Here is a 21397-nt window from a genome sequence, read left to right as displayed (position 1 = left end):
AGTAGGGTTCCGGTCAGCCAGGACGGTTAGTGAACGGGGAGCAGCTGTGCGAGTGCAGGGTTCGCGGTCGTGGGTGCGAGTGGGACTCGCCCTCTCCGCGGTCGCCGTGATGGTGGCGCAGATCGGGGGATGCGGTCAGACGGTCGCGGGCACGCCGACCGTCGAGGGCGGCATCGACACCACCGACGCCGGAGGGCTCGAGGTGACCGACGGGCCGACCGGTCCTCGGCAGGACGTCGAGGACGCCAAGCTCGAGGTGGAGAACACCGACGGCGGCGAGATGGACCGGCTCGCGACCAACGCGGTCGCGGACCTGTACGACTACTGGGACGCCGAGCTGCCCGCCAACTTCGACGGCGACAAGTTCGCCCACATCGAGCGCCTGGTGTCGTACGACTCCGAGGGCGAGCCGATGACGCTGTGCGGTGCGAGCACGGAGAAGTTCCAGAACGCCTTCTACTGCGGTGGCGGCGGCGAGGACCTGATCGCGTGGGACCGCGGCGTGCTGCTGCCGATGCTGGCGAAGAACTTCGACCCGATCTCGGTGGTCGGCGTGCTGGCCCACGAGATGGGGCACGCCGTGCAGTTCCGCCTCGGCGAGAAGAGCAACATGGACCAGTCCACCCCGACGATCGTCCGGGAACAGCAGGCGGACTGCTACATGGGCAACTTCATGCGGTACGTGGCCGAGGGGAAGGCCAAGCACTTCGAGCTCAACACCGGTGAGGGCCTGAACCAGATCCTCGCGACGCTGTTCTTCATCCGCGACCCGGCGGGCTACGACCACATGACCGAAGGCGCACACGGCCTCGCGTTCGACCGGGTCTACGCGTTCCAGGAGGGCTTCACCACCAGGGACCCGAACCGCTGCGCCGACATGAACGTCAAGGAGATCAACGAGCGCATCGAGGAGAAGGAACGCAGCGCCAAGGACGAAGAGGCCGGCGGCGAGGCGGAACTCAACGAGAAGACGCTGGGCCTGCTGCAGGACAGCCTCGACGAGGCGTTCAAGGACAACGGCGCGGAACAGCCGAAGATCACCGAGAACGGCGCCGAGTGCGACAAGGGCGAAGGCACGTCCCCGGCGACGTACTGCGCTGACGAGAACATCGTGGGCATCGACCTCGAGAAGCTGAAGCAGATCGCGGAGCCCCCGACGGAGGGCAGCCAGCCCAACGAGGACGGCGCCGGCATCGGCGACTTCGCGGCCTTCGCGGAAATCGCGTCGAGGTACACCCTGGCGATCCAGAAGCAGATCGGCGCGGACCTCGAGGGCGACAGCGCGGGCCTGCGCACCGCGTGCCTGACCGGCGCGTGGACCGCCACGACGATCGACAAGGACCCGAACACGCCCGACGACAAGCTGCACCTGGCGGTGGGCGACCTGGACGAGGCGGTGGCCGAACTGCTGCAGGACAACAGCCTGATCGCGGCCGACGTCAACGGCAAGCAGGTCCAGTCGGGTTTCGCGCGGGTCGCGGCCTTCCGCATCGGCTACATCGACGGCTCCGGCGAGTGCACGGAACAGTTCGCCTGATCTGACGACGGCTGACGTGCCCCAAGACGTTTCGGGGCACTCAACCTGGATCTGTTCGGCGGGTGCTTTGGGGATGTCGTCGCGGGACGGGCGTGCTGCTCTCCGGGGGCTTCTCGGTGGGCGGGTGTGCCCTCCGGGGGCTCCTCGCCGGAGGGGCAGGTCTCTGGGATGGCTTGGGGTTTCGTTGTTTGGCTGCGGTTGGGTGCGGGTCTGCCTGCCATCCCGTCGACCTCCCTACGGGCTATCACACCGGCTCAAGGGGGCGGTCCCAGCGTTTGGCCGCCGGTTTGGGTTGTTGGTGCCCCCTTGATCCGGTGTGATCGGGCTTCGCCAGGTCGACGGGATGGCAGGGAGCCCCTTCGTGGCGGGCTTCCCGCCCTTCGCTCGGTTGGCCTTCGTGCCGTGAAAGGCGCTTTCAGGACGTGGCCCGGTGTGATGAAGGGGTCCTTCATCACACCGCGCGTGACGAAGGGGTCCTTCATCACGGTGAGCGCAACGAAGGGGTCCTTCATCACACCGCGCGTGACGAAGGGGTCCTTCATCACGGTGAGCGCAACGAAGGGGCCCTTCATCGCAGCGGGTGTTACGAAGGGGTCCTTCATCACGCCGGGCGCAGCGAAAAGGCCCCTTCGGGACGTTGAGTGTCCCGAAGGGGCCTTTCGTGGCATCGCGGCTGTCTCGACAGCGTCTTTCAGGACAACGCAGGCCGCACAGGCGGCCGGTCAGTACAACGCCGCAGCCAGGTCTCGCCGTGCCTTGGCGACCATCGGGTCATCCGGGGAGAACAGCCCGAACAACTCCACGAGGTGCGTCCTGGCCCGATCCCGGTCCGCACCGGAAGTCCGCCGGATCACGCCGAGCAACCGCCCGAACGCCTTCTCGATCAACTGCCCGGCCAGCTCCACATCCGCGGCGGCCAGCTGGGCGTCGATGTCCTCCGGCGAGGTGTCGGCCCGCACCACCACGGAAGGATCGGCGGCCTCGGCGCGGGCCATGAACCGGACCTGGGCCAGCGCCGCCCTGGCCTGCTCGTTGGCGGGCTCCTCGTCCAGGATCTTCTGGTAGGCGGAGATGGCGCCGTCGAAGTCGCCGTTCTCGAAGGCCGACTCCGCGGTCACGAACCGAACGTCCTCGGGCTCCGGCTCGGGTTCGGCGGCGCCGCCACCGGCCTCGGCCGCGCGAATCCCCGGTAGCTGGTCTCGCAACGCGTCCAGGAGGCTGGCGAGCCACTGCTTGATCTGCGGCTCCGGCTGCGCCCCGGCGAACGCCTCGACCGGCTGCCCACCGGCGATGGCGACCACCGTCGGAATGGACTGGACGCCGAAGATCTGCGCGATGCGCGGGTTGGCGTCGACGTCGACCTTCGCGAGGACCCATGCGCCGTTGGCGGCCTGGGCCAGGCGCTCCAGCAGCGGCGACAGCTGCTTGCACGGTCCGCACCACTCGGCCCACAGGTCGACGATCACCGGCACCTGCAGTGATCGCTCGACCACCTCGGCCTGGAACGTCTCCTCGGTGACGTCGATCACGAACGGTCCGCCGGACGGGGCCGGGGCACCAGCCGAGCCGGGCGCGGCAGGCGCGGGCGCCCTGGTGGTGGCCTCGGCGCGTGCCTTCAGCGCGGACAGGTCCACCGCCCCGGACAGAGCGGCTGACATAGCTGCGGTTTGACGTGGATCTGGCCTTGTCACACATCCATCCTGGCACGTCGCGTGAAACCAGTCCGCATCAAGGTTCGCTCCGCGAGCTCCGCTCGGTCTCATGCTCGCTCCGCAAGCTCCGCTCGGTCTCATGCTCGCTCCGCAAGCTCCGCTCGGTCTCATGCTCGCTCCGCAAGCTCCGCTCGGTCAGATGCTCCTCGATCCGCTCCACCTTGGCCCGCAGCTGGCCGGTGTGCCCTGGCCGGATGTCGGCCTTGAGCACCAGCGACACCCTCGGCGCCTTCGCCGCCACCACGTCCACGGCCTGCTTGACCACGGCCATGACCTCGTCCCACTCCCCCTCGATGTTGGTGAACATCGAGTTCGTCTCGCACGGCAGCCCGGACTCGCGGACCACGCGGACCGCTTCCGCGACGGCCGCGCTCACGCTGTCCGACTCACCGCCCGCGGGGGCAACGCTGAACGCCAGTAACACGCCGACTCCTCTCGATGTCCCTGCTGTGCGGAAGCACCCTGGCGGGTACCGGCTGGTAACTTCAACCGCCATGAGCCAGCGCGCGCTGCCGTTCGACCCGATCGCCCGTGCCGCGGACCTCTGGGCCGACCAGGTCGGACCGTCCGGGACGATGGCGGCGGTCACCAGCATCATGCGTGTCCAGCAGGTCCTGCAGTCCGCAGTGGACTCCGCGCTACGCCCGCACGGACTGACCTTCGCCCGCTACGAGGCGCTCGTCCTGCTCACGTTCTCCAAGCGCGGCAGCCTGCCCATGCGCGTGATGGGCGAGCGGCTGCAGCTGCACCCGACGAGCGTGACGAACATCGTCGACCGCCTCGAGGCCGACGGCCTGGTCAAGCGCATCCCGCACGCGACCGACCGCCGCACCACGCTCGCCGAGATCACCGACGCGGGCCGCGAACGCCGCGAGGCCGCGACGAAGGCCGTCACCGACATCGACTTCGGCCTGCGCGGCCTGACCGAACGCCAGACCGCGCAGCTCACCGACCTGCTGGCCAAGGTCCGCAAGGCAGTGGGCGACTTCGAGGACTAATCGTCCTCCCACTGGAAGACCTTCGCGGCGATCGTGCCGACCACCAGCACGAAGCCCGTCAGCACCAGGCACGGGACCACCAGCGCGCTCGGCCCCTGCCCTCGGACCAGGAAGTCCATGATCCCGTCGTTCATGTGCCGCAGCGGGAACACGTTCGACACCGACTGCATCCACGACGGCGCCTGGTCGATCGGGAAGAACGTGCCGGACAGGAACGCCATCGGCAGCACCACGATGTTCGCCGCGCCGGTCGCCGCCTCCTCGGTCTTGCAGAACGCGCCGACCAGCATGCCGATCGCGAAGAACGCGAGGATGCCGAGCAGGAACACCGGGATCGCGAGCCACCACGTGCCGGTCAGCCGCAACCCGAACAGCGGCAGCACCCCGACCCCGATGAACACCAGCGCCTGCACGATCGCGACGCCGACGGTGACCACGACCCGCGCGCTCAGCACGGTCGTCGCAGGCACCGGAGCCAGCCGGATGCGGCGCAGCACCTGCTTCTTGCGCCAGGAAACCAGCGTCAGCGCGGCGCCGAACACGGCCGTGACCGCGACACCCCACGACATGATGCCCGGGGTGATGTACTGGATCGGCTTGAGCGAGGAGTCCTCGACGTTCGCCGCGTTCAGGACGTAGCGCGGCTCTTCGCCGGTCGCCGCCTGGTTCACGTGGCTGACCACGCCGGTCACGATCCCGCTGAGCACACCGGCCTGCGTCTGGTCGCTCTGCGCGAACCGGTAGGTGACGTCGTCGCCGTCCTGCGCGACCATCGCGGGCAGGTCGCCGTCACGCACCTGCTGGACCGCCTCGTCGACGGAGTCGAAGCGCTTGAGGTCCAGCGCGCCGGTCTGCTCGAGGCCGACGATCACCGGGCCGTCGCCGACGACGCCGATCTCGGTCTTCGACGTGCCCGCGTCGCGGAACAGCAGCCCGAACACGACGAGGAACATCAGCGGGAAGACGAACGTGAAGAACAGGGTGGCCTTGTCCCGGTAGAAGATCTTCACCATCGCACTGGCGAGGCTCTTGAACGCGGTCATGCCCGGTACTCCCGTCCGGTCAGGTCGAGGAAGACGTCCTCGAGCGTGGCCGTCCGCACCTGCAGACCCGCGAGCGCGCGGCGTTCGGCGAGTGCGGACAGGACGTCGGCGGGCTTGCGGGTCGAGATGGTGAGCGACAGCTCGTCGTCGGTGACGTCGTCCGCGCCCGGCAGCTCCTCGGCGTCCACTGTGGACAGTGAGCCGCGTTCGAGGATGACGCGGGTCGGCGCGTCGAGGCCGCGGACGAGTGTGGCGGGCGCGTCCATCGCGAGGATCCGCCCCCTGTCCATGATCGCGACCCGGTCGCAGAGGATCTCGGCCTCGTCGAGGTAGTGGGTCGTGTAGAGGATCGTCTTGCCGCGCTCCTGGATGGCACGCAGCACGTCCCACAGGTTGCGGCGCGCCTGCGGGTCGAGCGCGGCGGTCGGCTCGTCGAGGAACACGACGTCCGGGTCGTGGATCAGTGCGCACGCGATCGACAGCCGCTGCCGCTGCCCACCGGAGAGCTTGTCCTCGCGGGTGTCGGCCTTGTCGGTGAGCCCGACCAGCTCGAGCATCTCGTCGGCGCGGTCCGCGCTCACCCGGTACAGGGCGGCGAACGTCCGCAGCTGCTCGCGTGCCGTGAGCTTCTCGAAGAACGCGGTCGCCTGCAGCTGCACGCCGATCCTCGGCAGCAGCGCCACATTGCGCGGCCACGGCGACTCGCCGAGCAGCCGCACCGAGCCGGAGTCGGGCTCGCGCAGCCCTTCGATGATCTCGAGCGTGGTGGTCTTGCCTGCCCCGTTCGGCCCCAGGATGCCGAAGAACTCCCCCTCCGCGACGGTCAGCGACACGCCGTCGACGGCGTTGAGATCCCCATAGGCCTTCCGCACGTCCTCGACGACGATCGCCGCCGGGTTCTCGGTATCGGTCACGTTGCGGAACCTAGCCGGTCACCGGCGGGGACGATCCCCGGACGGAAGGTAGTGAACCGACTTGGGACCGCGTCCGTGTCCATGGCACGGGCGGCACGGCGACCGCCCCTGGATCCGGACAGGAGTTGCCGTGGCGCGGACACACGTCGTGCTGCCGGTGGTCGCCGGGCTCACGCTGCTCGCCGGGTGCGGCGCGGCACCGGCGACATCCGCGCGGCTCGAGGCCGCCGCCGCACCCGCGGTGCCGGCACGTCCGGTGTCGCTGACCGTGGCGGAGGTGCCCGGTCTCGGCGACGTGCTGACCACTGAGGACGGCCGCACGCTGTACCTGTTCACACAGGACAGCACGGCACCGTCCGCAACGACGTGCCTCGACGAGTGCGCACAGAAGTGGCCGCCGCTGATGGCGACCGGCGGCATCAGGGTGACCGGCGCCGAGCAGCGGCTCGTGGGCACCCTGATACGGCCGGAAGGCGGCACGCAGGTCACCGTCGGCGGCTGGCCGCTGTACACGTTCGCGCAGGACACGACGCCGGGCCAGGCCGAAGGTCAAGGCGTGCTGGGCACGTGGTTCGCGGTGACGCCCGAGGGGGAGAAGGCGGGCGTCCCGGCCCCGGTGGAGTTCGGGCGGAGGACATCCCCGGCTTCGGTCCGGCGCTCACCGACCGGGAGGGGCGCACGCTGTACCTCTTCACCCCGGACCGCACCAACCCGTCGCGGTCCACCTGCGACGGCGAGTGCACGGCGACCTGGCCTCCACTCCTGGCGACCGGCGAGGTGAACACGGCCGGGGTGGACCCCGCACTGGTCGGTGAGGTGGAACGAGCCGACGGCACCCGGCAGGTGACCGTCGGCGGCTGGCCGGTCCACACGTTCACCGGGGACACGTCCCCCGGGCAGACCACGGGCCACGGCGCGCGCGGCGTCTGGTTCGTGATCGAGCCGGCGGGCTGCAAGTCGACCGCGCCGACAACAGAAGCACCCGACGGCAGCACAGGCTACTGACCGGGGAAGGGACCCGACCGGACCACCGCCCGACGCTCCCGCCGCCCCGGGCGGGCGGTGACCTCCGGCCGGGGGAGGAAAGCCTGGTGCGCGTTCACGCCACCCCCGGCAACAACGCGCACCAGGCCCCCTCCCAGCCCACCTCCCCGCATTTCAAAGTGTTGGTCCAGACCCGACGTCTCGTATGGCGCGTCGTGGGTGGTTGCCCAGCGCTGTGTCCACCAACGTTTGCCGGGTCCTCCGGCGGGTCCGGCCATGCCGACGGTGATCGCCCGTGCCGGGGTGGGCTTGGTATGCCGTGAAAGGCGCGTTCGGGACATGACCGGTGCTGTGAAGCGCCCGGTGCTGTGAAAGCGCCTTTCACAGCACAACGGACGCCGTAAGGGGTGCGCAGGCGCCGGGGGGCGCAAGCCCACACCACACCCGAGGCTGCCTGCCATCCCAGAGACCTGCCCCTCCGGCGAGGAGCCGCCGGAGGCAAACCCATCCGGCGGAGACACCCGTCCGGCAAGAACACACCACGAACCCACCCCGCACAGCATTAGCAGCACGTTCCCCTGGGCCTCTGCTGACTGCCTCCGGGCTTTGTCTCAGAGACCCCAAGCCCGCTCCTGGTCAGGACTCCTTGACAACCTTGTCGGGTTGACAGGTCCGTCGTGGCGTAGTCGAATGGATGGCACCATGACAACGTTGTCCAATGCGCATGGCAGGCTGCCGCGGCGTGCGACGATGAGTGACGTCGCGCGGTTGGCCGGGGTCAGCATCAAGACCGTCTCGCGGGTCGTGAACGCCGAGCCCGGAGTGCACGCCGAGACTGCGGAACGGGTGCTCGCCGCCATCGAGCGGCTCGGGTTCCGCCGCAACATCGGGGCGCTGAACCTGCGCCGGGGGTCCTCGACCGGCACCATCGGCCTGGTCCTCGAGGACGTCGCCAACCCCTTCTACTCCGGCATCACCCGCGCCGCGGAAGAGGTGGCCCGCCGCCACGGCCGCCAGGTGCTGACCGGTTCGTCCGACGAGGACCCCGACCGCGAACGCGAGCTGTCCCTCGAGTTCTGCGCGCGCCGCGTCGACGGCCTCATCGTCATCCCCGCCGGGACCCGCCACGGCTACCTCGTCCCCGAGATCGCGTCCGGTACGCCCGTCGTGTTCGTCGACCGGCCGCCCGGCGACGTCATCGCGGATACCGTGCTGGTCGACAACGTCACCGGGGCCGCCGCCGCGGTCACCCACCTCGCCGCACACGGGCACAGCCGCATCGCGTTCCTCGGCGACGCGCCGACGATCTTCACCGCCACCGAGCGGCTCGCCGGTTTCCGCGAAGGCTGTGCCCGCGCCGGGATCCCGTTCGACCAGCGCATGGTCGCCATGGGCCCGCACACCGCAGAGACCGTCGCCGCCGCGCTCGACCGGACCGACGCGACCGCCGTGATCACCGGCAACAACCGGATCACCGTGCAGACCCTGCGCGTGCTGGCGGGTTCCGCGCGCAAGCCCGCGCTCGTCGGGTTCGACGACTTCGAGCTGGCCGACCTGCTCGACCCACCCGTCAGCGTGGTCTCGCTCGACCCGGCCGAGCTCGGCAAGGCGGCCGCGGAGCTGCTCTTCGCCCGCCTGGACGGCGACCGCGAGCCGCCCCGCCGGATCGTGCTGCCGGTCCGGCTCACCCCCCGTGGATCAGGAGAGGTACGTCCGTGAGTGACGCCGAGGGCCTGCGCCCCGTCCAGCTGCCCGCCAACCAGCCCGACCGGTTCTACCGCGGCGGCGCGGCGATCGCGGCGTTGCGGGGCGACGAGCCGCCGAAGGAGTTCGGCCCCGAGGACTGGGTGGCCTCGTGCACCACGTTCCACGGCGACCCCGGCCACGGCCTCACCACGCTGCCAGAAGGCGACCTCCTCCGTGATGCCGTCGCCGCCCACCCCGCGAACTGGCTCGGCGACGCGCACGTCGCGGCGTTCGGCGCGGACTCCGCGCTGCTCGTGAAGCTCCTCGACGCGGGCCAGCGACTGCCGGTGCACTGCCACCCGTCCAACGAGTTCGCCAAGGCGCACTACGGCTCCCGCTACGGCAAGACCGAGGCGTGGATCATCGTCGGCGCGGCGGAGACCTCGACCGTCCACATCGGATTCGCGCGGGAACAGAGCGCGGACACGGTCGCCGACTGGGTCGCCCGCCAGGACGCGGACGCCATGCTCGGCGCGCTCAACCCGGTCACGGTCCGCGCCGGTGACACGGTGTTCGTGCCCGCCGGGGTCCCGCACGCGATCGGCGCCGGCGTGTTCATCGTGGAGCTGCAGCAGCCCACGGACCTCTCGGTCACCCTCGAATGGCGGAACTTCCTCGACGACGAGGCAGGCGGCCACCTCGGCATCGGCTTCGACACGGCGCTCGGCTGCGTGGACCGGCAGGGCTGGGCGGACCGGCTCGACGAGCTGGTCCACCGCGACGAGAGGCCCGCCGCCGTCACGGAACTGTTCGGGCAGCCCGAGTTCTTCCGCGCGGAACGGCTGCGTGCCGGCGCGGCACTGGACGCGTCGTTCGGCGTGCTGGTCGTGCTCGACGGCACCGGCGTCCTGCGCACCGAGAAGGCGGGCGAGGTGCCACTGAGAAAGGGTGCGACGTTCGTCCTCCCCCACGCCGTCGGCGAGTCCACACTGGACGGTGACGTCATCGCCGTCCGCTGCCTGCCGCCCACGCCATGACCGCGCCTGCCCTCGAGGCCGTCGACCTGACCAAGACGTACGGGTCGGTCGAGGCGCTGCGCGGAGCGTCGTTCTCCGTGCACCCCGGCGAGGTGGTGGCGCTGATCGGCGACAACGGCGCGGGGAAGTCCACGCTGGTCAAGTGCATGGCGGGCGCCGAACAACCCACGTCGGGCACGATCCGGTTCGAGGGCGCGGAGACCCGGTTCGACTCCCCCACCGACGCACGCCGGCGCGGCATCGAGACCGTCTACCAGGACCTCGCGGTCGCACCCGAGCTGGACCCGGCCGCGAACCTGTTCCTGGGCAGGGAGATCCGGCGGCCGGGTGTGCTCGGCGCGCTCGGGATGCTGGACAAGAAGGCCATGCGCCGCAGGGCGGCGGAGGAGTTCGGGCGGCTCGGCGTGGCGCTGCAGAGCATCGACGTGCCGATCGGGTCGCTGTCCGGCGGGCAGCGGCAGAGCGTCGCGGTCGCGCGGTCGGTGGTGTGGGCGAGCAAGGTCGTGTTCATGGACGAGCCGACCGCCGCGCTCGGTGTGGTGCAACGGGAACGCGTGCTCGACGTGATCCGCCGCGTCCGCGACGAAGGCGTGGCCGTCGTGCTGATCAGCCACAACATGCCTGAGGTGCTGTCGGTGTCCGACCGGGTCGAGGTGCTGCGGCTCGGCAGGCGGGTGGCGCGGTTCACCGCGAAGGACGCGACGCTCGAGGACCTCGTCGGCGCCATGACCGGTGCACTGCACCAGGAGGAGGCGTGAGCGGAGCATGCGGAGCGAACCATCGATGACCGCCGCGACATCCGTCGAGAACGGCGGGCAACTCAAGCGCAGGAGCCTCGGCGCCCGGCTGGTCACCGCCAACACGTTCTGGATCGCGCTCGTGCTGGTCGCGCTGATCATCGTGTTCAGCGCGCTGGCACCGAACGCGTTCCCCACCGTGTTCAACTTCCAGCGCCTCGCGATCGAGACCGCCGTGCTGCTGGTGCTCGCGGTCGGCATGACGTTCGTGATCATCACCGGCGGCATCGACCTGTCCGTCGGCTCGGTGCTGATCTTCGCGGGCATGGTGTCGGCCAAGACCATGAACGCGTTGTCGGAGAACGGGAGCGCGATCGACGCGGGCTGGGGCGTGATCATCGCCGGACTGGTCGCGGCCGTGCTGGGCGGGCTGGTGTGGGGCTTCGTCAACGGGTTTCTCATCGCGCACGCGAAGGTGCCGCCGCTGATCGTCACGCTCGGCTCGTTCGGCGCGGCGCTGGGCGCGGCGAGCTTGCTGGGCGATGGTTCGGACATCCGGACGATCCCCACGACGCTCAAGCGGGCACTCGGGTCGGGCACGTCGTTCGGCGGCATCCCGAACCTGGTGATCACGGCCGCGGTGATCACGCTGATCGCCGCGTGGTTGTTGCACACGACCAGGTTCGGCCGCTACACGTTCGCCGTCGGCTCCAGCCAGGAGGCGGCGCGACGGGCCGGTATCGGCGTCACCGCGCACCTGCTGAAGGTGTACCTGCTGGCCGGACTCCTCGCGGGCGCCGCGGGGTTCATGTCGCTCGCCTACTACAGCACCACGGGCATCGCGGCGCACTCGACCGACAACCTCAACGCGATCGCCGCGGTCGTGATGGGCGGCACGAGCCTGTTCGGGGGCGTCGGCACCATGCTCGGCACGGTCATCGGGGTGTTCATCCCGGCCGTGCTGAAGAAGGGCTTCAACATCGTCCACGTCCAGGACTACTGGCAGATGATCGCCGTAGGGGCGGTGCTGGTGGCCGCGGTCTGGTTCGACCAGCAGCGCAGGAGGGCGCGCGACCGGTTGTAGGACTCGGTGATAAGCAAGGGAAAGGTGCGGGTACGTGAGGACAACGAAGTTCGTCGCGATTGCTGCCGTGCTGGTGCTCAGTGCGTGCGGGACCGGGCAGGTCGGTGAGGACGGGTCCGACGGCGGGCAGCCCGACCCGGACAACAAGCGGCTCGCGCTCGTGCCGGGCGTGCAGAACGAGCCGTTCTACATCTCCATGCAGTGCGGTGCCGAGGCCGAGGCGAAGTCGCTGGGGTACACGGTGGACACCAACGCGCCGCAGAAGTTCGACGCGACCCTGCAGGAGCCGATCGTCACCGGTCTCGGCGCGGACAAGCCGGCCGCGCTGCTGATCGCACCGACCGACGACGTCGCGATGACCGAGCCGATCCGCCAGGTCAAGGACCTCGGTGTGACGATCGTCGAGGTCGACACCGCGCTGCAGGACCGCTCGCTGGCGGTCTCGACGATCACGTCGAACAACGAGGAGGGCGGCAGGCTCGCGGCGCAAACGCTTGCGGAGCTGGCCGGGGACAAGGAGGGCTCCGTGCTCGTCCTCGACACGATCGCGGGCACGTCCACGACGAACGCCCGCGCGCAGGGCTTCCTCGACGAGCTGGCCAAGCACCCGAACCTCAAGCCCGCGGGCGAGGCCCAGTTCACGCAGAACGAACCGGACCAGGCCGCGTCGAAGGTGACCGCCGCGCTCGCGGCCACCCCCGACCTGATCGGCATCTTCGCCACGAACCTCAACACCGGCGAGGGCGCGGCGACCGGCCTGCGCAACGCGGGCAGGACCGGCGCGGTGACCCTCGTCGGGTTCGACGCCAGTCCGTCCGAAGTGGACGGTCTGCGCGCCGGCGAGTTCCAGGCACTCATTGCCCAGGACCCGGCCACGATCGGCAAGGAAGGCGTGCGGCAGGCCGTGGCCGCCCTCAAGGGCGAGACGGTCGAGCGCGACATCGAGGCACCGCTGGTCGCCATCACGAAGGACAACATGGACCAGAACGAGAAGTACTTCTACAAGACGTCCTGCTGACGCCATCGGCCGCGCCCACGCGTGATGAAGGGGCCCTTCATCACACCCACCGCGACGAAGGGGGCCTTCGTCACCACTTCAGCGCGGCGAGCACCTGATCCTCGACGATCGGCGACAGCGAGCGCATGTACGTCGCCGTCGGGTGGTTGAAGTCGCGGTAGACCCAGACGTTGCCGATGATCGGCGGGCAGGTCGTCGGGGTGCACAGGTAGTCCGTGAAGTCCACGAAACGCACGTTCGCCGGGATGCCCGCCACCGTGGCCCACGGCGGCGTCGGGGAGAACATCTCCAGCCGCGGCGACGCGCACTCCGGCGCGTCCGGCCCGTGTGTCTGCGCGCAGGCGGGCGGGTCGAACCCGTGCCTCGGCGTGTCCCGCACCGCCACCACCGGGATCCGCGCCTCGGCCAGCGCCTGCCACTCCGACACGTACCCCGTCGGCGTCTCCTCGGTCAGCCCGACCCGCGCGTCCCTGGTCGCCTGCGTGAAGACCGCGTCCGGCTTCATGTCGAGGATCTTGTCGTGGGCCTGCTCGTTCCAGGCGGTGCAGTCCTGCGGCTCCGGGATGTACACGTCGGTCGAGAACGGGCACGCGCCCTTGAGGAAGAAGGTCAGCTCCCAGTTCCGCTTCTCGGCGATCGGCCGCATCGCGGGCAGGAACTGCTGCATGTGCGAGTCGCCGATCGCCACCACGCGCTTGGCCGGGGCGCCGGTGGCCCTGCTCGTGCAGATGGAACCGCCGTAGCCGGGGTCGGGGTCGCAGTCCATGCCGTCGGACGAGCCCCAGTCGTCGGGGATCGCGACCGGCGGCGGCACCGCTTCGACCGCCTCGGCGCCCTGGTACCGGAAGCCCGGGTAGCGCGCGGCGGCGCCGGGGTGGTCCGGGTCGTCGACGGCGAACGCGAACTCGGCGCGCTTCGCGGTGACGAACTGCCACGTGCCCGCGAGCGCGAGCACCGGCACCAGCAGCACGATGCCGAACTTGTACGCGCCCCAGCCGCCCTTCTCGCCGTAGGGGGACTTCCGCGCGGGCTCCTCGACGAACCGGTGCGTGAGCACGGCCAGCAGGAACGACACCCCGATGATCAGCGCGCCGCCCTTGATGCCGACCCTCGGCATGTCGCGGTAGGAGAGGTAGAAGATCAGCACCGGCCAGTGCCACAGGTACAGCGAGTAGCTGATGTCGCCGAGGTACCGCAGCGGGCGGGAGCTCAGGAACCGGTCCGCACCGGCTCGGCTGTCGGTGGCGCCCGCGAGCAGCACCATGGCGGCGGCGAGCGTCGGCCACAGCGCGACGTAGCCCGGGAACACGGTGCCGACCTGCAGGACCAGGCCGCAGCTGACGAGCGCGGCGATCCCGAGCCAGCCCAGCACCACCCGCACCACGCGTGGTAGCGCGATCGAGTCCACGAACAGGGCGAGCAGGCCGCCGAGCACGAACTCCCAGATGCGGGTGAACGAGTGGAAGTACGCCAGCGGCTGGTTCACCGTGGTGAGGTAGATCGAATAGGTGAGCGACGCCGTGCCGATGACACCGAGCGTCGCCGCGACCCACGTGCGCAGCCCGCCACCGAAGCGCTTGGCGAGCACCCCGACGAGCACGATCAACAGCGGCCACGCGATGAACAGCTGGCCCTGGATGGACAGCGACCAGAAGTGCTGGACGGGGCTCTTGCCGTTGTTCTGGGCGAAGTAGTCGACCGAGTCGGCGGCCAGCTGCCAGTTCTCGAAGTACAGCGCGGCGGCGACGACCTCGCGGATCGTCTGGAACCAGCGCGGCTCGGGCAGCACGATCAGGCTGACCGCCATCACGGCGACGAGCACCGTCAGCGCGGCCGGGAAGAGCCGCTTGATCGTCCGGCCCCAGTGCGCCGTGAAGTCGACCCGTCCCTTCGAGACGGCGCGCGTCAACTGCCCGGTGAGCAGGAACCCGGAGATCATGATGAACACGTCGACGCCGCCGGAAACCCGGTCGAGCCACACGTGGTAGACGACGACCAGGAGAACGGCGAGTGCCCGGAGTCCCTGCAGTTCAGGGCGGAACTTGCGGCTGGACGCGGCTCTGCCCACCGGCTGGGAGACCGGTGTTTTCGCGTCCTGACCTGCGAGTCCCGTGACCATGTGATCCTTCCGGGTGAGGGGCGGGGCACATGCTCGCAGCCAAAGGTGAACTTCGAAGAATCGAGAGCCTACGAAGTGATGCGAGTCACGATCAACTCAGGCCCATAAAGCCCTCGGTGGCGTTCACACCACGGTATAAGCCTGGTGCGAAACGCCCCATGGCGCCCGCGATGACCGGAATGAACTTCACGTTGCTGCCCAGCGGGAGCCGGTAGCCGTTCTTGACGCCCTGCCGTTCCCACAGGTGCGCCATCTCGGGGTGCCGCATCGAGAACGACGGGTCGGCGGGGTAGAGGTCGAGCCGCACGTGCGCCCGCTCCCCCAGCATCTTGTCCGAGGCCGCGCCGACCAGCTTGTCCTGGATGGACTCCGGCCCCACCTGCTGCGGGCTGTGCTTGGAGACGGCGACGGCCGCCAGCTCGGACCACGGCACCGCCCACGGCGCGCCCTTCGGGTCGTCCCACCGCAGCCCGACCGCCTCGAAGACCAGGCGGTGCGGCCGGAAGATCTTGTCCTTGCGCACGATCATCGCGACGGGGAGCGCGAGCAGCAGCAACCCGATGATGATCACGACCGCGCCGACACCGGCGCCACCGTCGACCGCACCGGCGATCCCGGAGATCACCGCCGTGAGCCCGAGCGCCCCGGCCACCACCGACCCGGCGATCGCCTTGCGCCCGTTGGTCTTCCCGACATCGACGACGACCGGCGGCCCACCCGGCCCGCCGGCAGGCCCGAACCCGGGCGGCCCGGGCTGGGCGAACGCACCAGGCGGCTGGGGTGGCCCGTACGGGCCGGGCGCCACGGGCGGCGGACCGTAGGCACCGGGCGGCGGTGGCCCGTATCCGGCGGGTGGCTGGGCGTACCCCGGCACGGGCGGGCCGTAGTTCGACGACGACATAGGCGACGACATAGGCGACGACATAGGCGGGGACATGGGCGTCATGGGCGGGCCCGGCGGCCGGCCATAGCCGGGTGGCGCCGGATAGCCGGGGGGCGGTGGCCCGTACGGCGGCTGGTGGTGTGGTCCCCCTGGCGGCATCGTCACGCGCGGGATGGTAGCCGGGCACACCGACAGAGTCAGAGCGTTTCGGTGAGCTGGTCGGCCGCCGCGTACGGGTCGGTCTCCCCCGCCGCGACCTGCTTCGCGAGCCGCGACAGCGCCTCGCCGCCGTGGACGCTGCCCAGGCGGGCCCGCAGCGCGGTCACCGCGATGGCCTCGATCTCCCGCTCCGCCCTGCGGACCCGGCGGACCTCCAGCTCACCGTGGGAAACGAGCCAGTCGCGGTGGGCGTCCAGCGCGTCGACCAGCTCCTCGACGCCCTCACCGGCCGACGCGACCGTGCGCACGATCGGCTGCCGCCACGACGGGCCAAGCTCCCGCCTGCCGAGCGACATCGCGTGCTTGAGGTCCCGCACGGTGGCGTCGGCGCCGTCGCGGTCGGCCTTGTTGACCACGAACACGTCCGCGACCTCGAGGATGCCCGCCTTCGCGGCCTGGATCCCGTCGCCCATGCCGGGTGCGAGCAGCACCACCGTCGTGTCCGCGAGCGCCACGATGTCTACTTCGGACTGTCCGACCCCGACGGTCTCGATCAGCACCACGTCGAAGCCCGCCGCGTCCAGCACGCGCACCGCCTGCGGGGTGGCCGTCGCCAGGCCGCCGAGCGCGCCGCGGGTCGCCATGGAGCGGATGTACACGCCGGGGTCGACGGTGTGGCTGTGCATCCGGATACGGTCGCCCAGCAGCGCGCCCCCGGAGAACGGCGACGACGGGTCGATCGCCAGCACGCCGACCCGCAGGCCACGGGCCCGGAACGCCGACACGAGCATCGACGTGGACGTCGACTTCCCGACCCCGGGCGGTCCGGTCAGCCCCAGCACCCTGGCCCGGCCGGTCAGCGGCGACAGGGCGGCCGCGACCGACCGCAGGTGCGGGCTGTCGTCCTCGACGAGCGAGATCAGGCGCGCGACCGCCCTCGGCCGGCCGTCGCGCGCCTGTTCAACGAGATCGAAGACGCCTGTATCGATGATCGCTCCGCAAACTCCGCTCAGAGATAACTTTTCGCTCCGCAAGCTCCGCCCGAAGATAACTTTCGCTCCGCAAGCTCCGCCCGAAGATAACTTTCGCTCCGCAAGCTCCGCCCGAAGATAACTTTCGCTCCGCAAGCTCCGCTCAGACACGCAACAACAGTGCGTCGCCCTGGCCGCCGCCGCCGCACAGAGCGGCCGCGCCGAGGCCACCGCCGCGCCGCTTCAGCTCGTACGCCAGGTGCACGACCAGCCGCGCGCCGGACGCACCGATCGGGTGGCCGAGCGCGATCGCGCCGCCGTCGACGTTGACGATGTCCTCGCTGATGCCGAGCTTCTCGGTGGACACCAGGCCGACCGCGGCGAACGCCTCGTTGATCTCCACCAGGTCCAGGTCGGACGCGGACAGCTTCGCCTTGTCGAGCGCGGCCTTGATCGCGTTGGACGGCTGCTCGTGCAGGCTCGCGTCGGGGCCGGCGACCACGCCGTGCGCGCCGATCTCGGCCAGCCACGACAGGCCCAGCTGCTCGGCCTTCGCCTTGCTCATGACCACGACCGCGGCCGCGCCGTCGGAGATCTGCGACGCGGACCCCGCGGTGATCGTGCCGTCGCTCGCGAACGCGGCACGCAGCTTGCCGAGACCGTCAGCGGTGGTGTCGGCGCGCACGCCCTCGTCGGTGTCGAACACGACCGGGTCGCCCTTGCGCTGCGGGATCGTCACCGGCGCGATCTCGTCGGCGAACCGACCCTCGGCGATCGCGGCGGCCGCGCGCTGGTGGGAGCGGGCGGAGAACGCGTCCTGCGCCTCGCGGGTCACGCCGTAGCGGGAGTTGTACTTCTCGGTCGAGGCGCCCATCGCGACCTGGTCGAACGCGCAGAACAGGCCGTCGTGCGCCATGTGGTCGAGCATGGTGACGTCGCCGTACTTGAAGCCCGAGCGCGACTTCGGCAGCAGGTGCGGCGCCTGCGTCATCGACTCCTGGCCGCCCGCGACGACGATCTCGAACTCGCCCGCCCGGATCAGCTGGTCGGCGAGCGCGATCGCGTCGAGGCCGGACAGGCAGACCTTGTTGATGGTCAGCGCGGGCACGTCCATCGGGATGCCCGCCGCGACGGCGGCCTGGCGGGCGGGGATCTGGCCCGCGCCCGCGGTCAGCACCTGGCCCATGATCGTGTACTCGACCTGCTTCGGCGCGACCCCGGCCCGTTCCAGCGCGGCCTTGATGGCGACGCCGCCGAGCTGCGCTCCGGTGAAGTCCTTGAGGGAGCCGAGCAGCCTGCCGATGGGGGTGCGGGCCCCGGCGACGATGACGGATCCAGCCACAGCGTGCCTCCAAGAAATCGGGTCGGCTCTCGACCTTACCCGTTGGTAGCAAAAGGGGGCCTCTGCTGTGTGAGGACTCGCACAACCCCAGGTCACGGGATCGATCAGGCGCCGTATGGTCGGCGGATGGACGGATTGGCGGGCCTTGTCACGGCCATTGACCACGTGGGCGTAGCGGTGCCCGACCTGGACGAGGCGATCGCCTTCTACCGCGACACCCTCGGCCTGGAGCTGGACCACGTCGAGGTGAACGAGGGCCAGGGCACGCGCGAGGCGATGATGCGCGCCCCTGGCGACGACGGCACGGGTTCGGCGGTGCAGCTGCTCGCCCCGCTGTCCCCCGACTCGACGATCGGCAAGTTCATCGACCGCAAGGGCCCCGGGGTCCAGCAGGTCGCCTACCGCGTGACGGACATCGAGGCCGCGGAGGAGATCCTGCGTGCCAAGGGCATGCGGGTCCTGTACGACAAGGCCGTCACCGGCACCGCGAACAGCAAGGCCAACTTCGTGCACCCGAAGGACACCGGCGGCGTCCTGATCGAACTGGTGCAACCCGCTGGTCCGGCCCCCCAGGTTTAGAGGATGCCTAGCGGCTGGTAAGAGCGCTCGCGATGAATTCGACTTCACGGTCGATGGTGGCCTCGTCGGCCCGGTCGTCGTGCCGGGCCACCGAGTGGCGGTAGCTCACCGCCAGCGCGAGCAGGCTCGACGCCGTCTCGACCCGCGTGTCCGGCAGCGGCCCCGCGCTCGCCGCCTGGATCACCGCGCGGACCTGCTCGACGACGGTCGAGAACCGCGCCTGCAGCGCGTCCCGCACCGACGGGTGCGTGTCCGCCTCCCGCCACAGCAGGTGCGACAGCAACGTCGACGCCCGGTTCCGCGCGTCGAGCTCCGCGACCAGCCGCCGCAGCGACGCCGCCACGTCACCCGGCACCACCACCGCACCCGGCTCGATGTGCTGGTCCGGTAGCCGGGCCACCAGCGCGGTCAGCAGGTCCTGCTTCTTGGAGAAGTAGTAGTGCACGAGACCCTTGGGTACCCGCGCGAGCACCGCGATCCTCGACGTCGGCGTCGCGTCGAAGCCGGCCTCCGCGAACAGTTCCTCGGCCGCGGCCAGGATGCGCTCGCGAGCGGACGCGTCATCCTTCTTGCCTCTGCGCATCATCGGGTGCCTCCGGAACGAACAAGACGGCGCGCGGCCCACGACGTAACCCCGGGGGCCACGTGCGGACCGCGCGTGCGTGCTGACCTCAGTGCTGCCCGGCGACACCGGACCGGTGCGCCTGCTGGGCGACCGGCAGTGCGGCGGCGCCTGCGATGACCGTCAGCGCACCGATGATCCAGGACGTCCAGGAGATCGCACCGAACTCGGTGTAACCCATCACCCAGGGGGAGATGAACATGAGCACGCCGAGGAGCACCTGAATCCCCTCGCCGTAGACCATCCCCGGCATCGCCAGGGACGCGAGCCCGTCGAGTGCGACGAGCGCGCCGAGCACGATCATCGTCCACATCGCGGCGTTGTTGGTGTCCGTCCACAGGAAGGACAGCAGCGCCACGACACCCAGGACCACCTCCGCCCAGTCATGCGGGCGGGTCCACGGCCGGACCGCGGTTTCTGCCATCGAGACCACCTCCGTGTCAGTGAGAGCCTCTGCATCCGATAGTGCTCCTTGGTTGGCCGCCCGGTCAAACAAGCCCCGGCGTCTCGTGTGTCACAGCTCCATATCGAGGTGTGCCGGGACCACACCACCGAGTGACCCAGCTCTCGCCAGGCTTCTTCTGAAACGTTACTGGCCGGTAGCGTCGGCGGGCATGCAGAAGATTCTCGACGCCATCCTCGCAGGCGATCTGGCCTCTCTCGGCACGCTGCCGGTACCTGAGTCGTATCGCGGCGTGACCGTGCGCGCCGACGAGGTCGAGATGTTCGCCGACCGCGCGCACGCCGACAAGGACCCGCGCGAGTCGCTGCACGTCGACGAGGTGCCCACCCCGGAGCTGGGCCCCGGCGAGGCGCTGGTCGCCGTCATGGCGAGCGCCATCAACTACAACACGGTGTGGACCTCGATCTTCGAGCCGATGGACACCTTCGGCTTCCTCCGCCGCTACGGCAAGACCTCTCCCCTGGCCAAGCGCCACGACCAGCCCTACCACGTGGTCGGCTCCGACCTCGCGGGCGTCGTGCTGCGCACCGGCCCCGGCGTGAACGCGTGGCAGCCCGGCGACGAGGTCGTCGCGCACTGCCTCAACGTCGAGCTGGAGCACCCGGACGGCCACAACGACACGATGCTCGACCCCGAGCAGCGGATCTGGGGCTTCGAGACGAACTTCGGCGGGCTCGCCGAGCTGGCGCTGGTCAAGTCGAACCAGCTGATGCCCAAGCCCGCGCACCTGTCGTGGGAGGAGGCCGCCTGCCCCGGCCTGGTGAACTCGACCGCGTACCGGCAGCTGGTCTCCCGCAACGGTGCGGGCATGAAGCAGGGCGACACCGTGCTGATCTGGGGCGCCTCCGGCGGCCTCGGCTCGTACGCGACGCAGTTCGCGCTGAACGGCGGCGCGACGCCGGTGTGCGTTGTGTCGAGCCAGGAGAAGGCGGACATCTGCCGGAAGATGGGCGCCGAGCTGATCATCGACCGCAACGCGGAGGGTTACCGGTTCTGGAAGGACGAGAACAACCAGGACCCGAAGGAGTGGAAGCGTTTCGGCGCAAGGATCCGTGAGCTCACCGGCGGTGACGACCCGGACATCGTGTTCGAGCACCCCGGCAAGGAGACGTTCGGCGCGAGCGTGTACGTGGCCCGCAAGGGCGGGACGATCGTGACCTGTGCGTCGACGAGCGGATTCATGCACCAGTACGACAACCGGTACCTCTGGATGAACCTGAAGAACATCATCGGCTCGCACTTCGCGAACTACCGCGAGGCGTGGGAGGCGAACAGGTTGGTCGCCAAGGGAAAGATCCACCCCACACTGTCCGGTGTGTACCCGATGGAGGAGACCGGCCAGGCGGCGTACGACGTGCACAGGAACACGCACCAGGGCAAGGTCGGCGTGCTGTGCCTCGCACCGGAAGAGGGCCTGGGAGTACGGAATCCGGAGTTGCGCGAGCAACATCTTTCGGCCATCAACCGGTTCCGCGGCGTCTGACCCGTCCTACTCCGCCGAGCAAGGTA

General features: G+C 70.1%; 20 protein-coding genes and 1 pseudogene. 11 read left to right on the top strand and 10 right to left on the bottom strand.

The window, feature by feature from the left end; translation table 11 throughout:
• The first annotated feature begins 46 nt into the window (after positions 1-46).
• Entirely contained in the window at positions 47-1537 is a 1491-nt protein-coding gene (locus FHR82_RS21260) for a neutral zinc metallopeptidase (RefSeq protein ID WP_184812198.1), read from the top strand.
• A 722-nt stretch (positions 1538-2259) separates the two neighbouring features.
• Here FHR82_RS21260 and FHR82_RS21255 read toward each other — a convergent pair.
• Entirely contained in the window at positions 2260-3195 is a 936-nt protein-coding gene (locus tag FHR82_RS21255; protein WP_184812197.1) for a tetratricopeptide repeat protein, read from the bottom strand.
• 190 nt (positions 3196-3385) lie between these two features.
• Positions 3386-3673 (bottom strand): annotated as a pseudogene (locus tag FHR82_RS46295) (MTH1187 family thiamine-binding protein); the annotation flags it as partial.
• Positions 3674-3743: 70 nt separating this feature from the next.
• Between FHR82_RS46295 and FHR82_RS21245 the strand changes: the two are divergent.
• Positions 3744-4247, top strand: a complete 504-nt coding sequence (locus FHR82_RS21245) for a MarR family winged helix-turn-helix transcriptional regulator (protein ID WP_184812195.1) — start codon at positions 3744-3746, stop codon at positions 4245-4247.
• On the opposite strand, the gene FHR82_RS21240 is transcribed toward FHR82_RS21245, so the two are convergent.
• Entirely contained in the window at positions 4244-5290 is a 1047-nt protein-coding gene (locus tag FHR82_RS21240) for an ABC transporter permease (RefSeq protein WP_184812194.1), read from the bottom strand. The genes FHR82_RS21245 and FHR82_RS21240 overlap by 4 nt on opposite strands.
• On the bottom strand, positions 5287-6204 hold the full coding sequence (locus FHR82_RS21235) for an ABC transporter ATP-binding protein (RefSeq protein ID WP_184812193.1): 918 nt from the start codon (positions 6202-6204) through the stop codon (positions 5287-5289). Before FHR82_RS21235 ends, FHR82_RS21240 begins: the two co-directional genes overlap by 4 nt.
• A gap of 130 nt (positions 6205-6334) precedes the next feature.
• On the opposite strand from FHR82_RS21235, the gene FHR82_RS21230 reads away from it, so the two are divergent.
• The 7 genes from FHR82_RS21230 to FHR82_RS21200 all read left to right on the top strand — a co-directional run bounded on the left by FHR82_RS21230 (position 6335) and on the right by FHR82_RS21200 (position 12750).
• Positions 6335-6985: a COG4315 family predicted lipoprotein gene (locus FHR82_RS21230; protein WP_184812192.1), complete on the top strand. Its 651-nt coding sequence runs from the start codon at positions 6335-6337 to the stop codon at positions 6983-6985.
• Positions 6886-7209, top strand: coding sequence for a hypothetical protein (locus FHR82_RS21225; protein WP_225945197.1), 324 nt, complete (start codon positions 6886-6888; stop codon positions 7207-7209). Before FHR82_RS21230 ends, FHR82_RS21225 begins: the two co-directional genes overlap by 100 nt.
• A gap of 729 nt (positions 7210-7938) precedes the next feature.
• Entirely contained in the window at positions 7939-8907 is a 969-nt protein-coding gene (locus tag FHR82_RS21220) for a LacI family DNA-binding transcriptional regulator (protein ID WP_184812191.1), read from the top strand.
• Positions 8904-9911, top strand: coding sequence for a class I mannose-6-phosphate isomerase (locus FHR82_RS21215; RefSeq protein WP_184812190.1), 1008 nt, complete (start codon positions 8904-8906; stop codon positions 9909-9911). The genes FHR82_RS21220 and FHR82_RS21215 overlap by 4 nt, the downstream gene beginning before the upstream one ends.
• On the top strand, positions 9908-10669 hold the full coding sequence (locus tag FHR82_RS21210) for an ATP-binding cassette domain-containing protein (protein WP_184812189.1): 762 nt from the start codon (positions 9908-9910) through the stop codon (positions 10667-10669). The genes FHR82_RS21215 and FHR82_RS21210 overlap by 4 nt, the downstream gene beginning before the upstream one ends.
• Before the next feature lie 25 nt (positions 10670-10694).
• On the top strand, positions 10695-11732 hold the full coding sequence (locus FHR82_RS21205; protein ID WP_184812496.1) for an ABC transporter permease: 1038 nt from the start codon (positions 10695-10697) through the stop codon (positions 11730-11732).
• Positions 11733-11766: 34 nt separating this feature from the next.
• A complete protein-coding gene (locus tag FHR82_RS21200) occupies positions 11767-12750 on the top strand; it encodes an ABC transporter substrate-binding protein (protein WP_184812188.1) in 984 nt (327 codons plus the stop codon).
• A gap of 70 nt (positions 12751-12820) precedes the next feature.
• Here FHR82_RS21200 and FHR82_RS21195 read toward each other — a convergent pair whose 3' ends face one another.
• The 4 genes from FHR82_RS21195 to FHR82_RS21180 form a co-directional block, all read right to left on the bottom strand.
• Complete coding sequence (locus tag FHR82_RS21195) at positions 12821-14869, bottom strand: acyltransferase family protein (RefSeq protein ID WP_184812187.1); 2049 nt, start codon at positions 14867-14869, stop codon at positions 12821-12823.
• A 91-nt stretch (positions 14870-14960) separates the two neighbouring features.
• A complete protein-coding gene (locus FHR82_RS21190; protein ID WP_184812186.1) occupies positions 14961-15770 on the bottom strand; it encodes a hypothetical protein in 810 nt (269 codons plus the stop codon).
• Between the two features lie 179 nt (positions 15771-15949).
• The gene (meaB, locus tag FHR82_RS21185; protein WP_376706434.1) at positions 15950-16903 is read right to left on the bottom strand and encodes a methylmalonyl Co-A mutase-associated GTPase MeaB; all 954 of its coding nucleotides are present in this window, start codon (positions 16901-16903) and stop codon (positions 15950-15952) included.
• A 142-nt stretch (positions 16904-17045) separates the two neighbouring features.
• Positions 17046-18224 carry an acetyl-CoA C-acetyltransferase gene (locus FHR82_RS21180; protein ID WP_184812185.1) on the bottom strand — a complete coding sequence of 393 codons (1179 nt, stop codon included), beginning with the start codon at positions 18222-18224 and terminating at the stop codon, positions 17046-17048.
• A 126-nt stretch (positions 18225-18350) separates the two neighbouring features.
• Here FHR82_RS21180 and mce point away from each other — a divergent pair, with 126 nt between their 5' ends.
• Complete coding sequence (mce, locus tag FHR82_RS21175) at positions 18351-18803, top strand: methylmalonyl-CoA epimerase (RefSeq protein WP_184812184.1); 453 nt, start codon at positions 18351-18353, stop codon at positions 18801-18803.
• Between the two features lie 7 nt (positions 18804-18810).
• On the opposite strand, the gene FHR82_RS21170 is transcribed toward mce, so the two are convergent.
• Together FHR82_RS21170 and FHR82_RS21165 are read right to left on the bottom strand one after the other, a co-directional pair.
• A complete protein-coding gene (locus FHR82_RS21170) occupies positions 18811-19389 on the bottom strand; it encodes a TetR/AcrR family transcriptional regulator (RefSeq protein ID WP_184812183.1) in 579 nt (192 codons plus the stop codon).
• An 85-nt stretch (positions 19390-19474) separates the two neighbouring features.
• On the bottom strand, positions 19475-19849 hold the full coding sequence (locus FHR82_RS21165) for an SPW repeat protein (RefSeq protein WP_184812182.1): 375 nt from the start codon (positions 19847-19849) through the stop codon (positions 19475-19477).
• Between the two features lie 190 nt (positions 19850-20039).
• Between FHR82_RS21165 and ccrA the strand changes: the two genes are divergently transcribed.
• Positions 20040-21371: a crotonyl-CoA carboxylase/reductase gene (gene ccrA / locus FHR82_RS21160; RefSeq protein ID WP_184812181.1), complete on the top strand. Its 1332-nt coding sequence runs from the start codon at positions 20040-20042 to the stop codon at positions 21369-21371.
• Positions 21372-21397: the final 26 nt, after the last annotated feature.

Origin of the sequence: Actinophytocola algeriensis, from assembly GCF_014203735.1 — a bacterium.
GTDB lineage: Bacteria > Actinomycetota > Actinomycetes > Mycobacteriales > Pseudonocardiaceae > Actinophytocola > Actinophytocola algeriensis.
The sequence above is the reverse complement of the archived record's forward strand: the minus strand, read 5'-3'. Positions and strand labels throughout refer to the sequence as shown.

Bases quoted from the DNA above. Each gene is read 5' to 3' on its own strand.
- FHR82_RS21255 (WP_184812197.1), bottom strand. From the start codon at position 3,195: ATGTCAGCCGCTCTGTCCGGGGCGGTGGACCTGTCCGCGCTGAAGGCA.
- FHR82_RS21245 (WP_184812195.1), top strand. From the start codon at position 3,744: ATGAGCCAGCGCGCGCTGCCGTTCGACCCGATCGCCCGTGCCGCGGAC.
- FHR82_RS21240 (WP_184812194.1), bottom strand. From the start codon at position 5,290: ATGACCGCGTTCAAGAGCCTCGCCAGTGCGATGGTGAAGATCTTCTAC.
- FHR82_RS21220 (WP_184812191.1), top strand. From the start codon at position 7,939: ATGAGTGACGTCGCGCGGTTGGCCGGGGTCAGCATCAAGACCGTCTCG.
- FHR82_RS21210 (WP_184812189.1), top strand. From the start codon at position 9,908: ATGACCGCGCCTGCCCTCGAGGCCGTCGACCTGACCAAGACGTACGGG.
- FHR82_RS21205 (WP_184812496.1), top strand. From the start codon at position 10,695: ATGACCGCCGCGACATCCGTCGAGAACGGCGGGCAACTCAAGCGCAGG.
- FHR82_RS21195 (WP_184812187.1), bottom strand. From the start codon at position 14,869: ATGGTCACGGGACTCGCAGGTCAGGACGCGAAAACACCGGTCTCCCAG.
- FHR82_RS21190 (WP_184812186.1), bottom strand. From the start codon at position 15,770: ATGTCGTCGTCGAACTACGGCCCGCCCGTGCCGGGGTACGCCCAGCCA.
- mce (WP_184812184.1), top strand. From the start codon at position 18,351: ATGGACGGATTGGCGGGCCTTGTCACGGCCATTGACCACGTGGGCGTA.
- FHR82_RS21170 (WP_184812183.1), bottom strand. From the start codon at position 19,389: ATGATGCGCAGAGGCAAGAAGGATGACGCGTCCGCTCGCGAGCGCATC.
- FHR82_RS21165 (WP_184812182.1), bottom strand. From the start codon at position 19,849: ATGGCAGAAACCGCGGTCCGGCCGTGGACCCGCCCGCATGACTGGGCG.
- ccrA (WP_184812181.1), top strand. From the start codon at position 20,040: ATGCAGAAGATTCTCGACGCCATCCTCGCAGGCGATCTGGCCTCTCTC.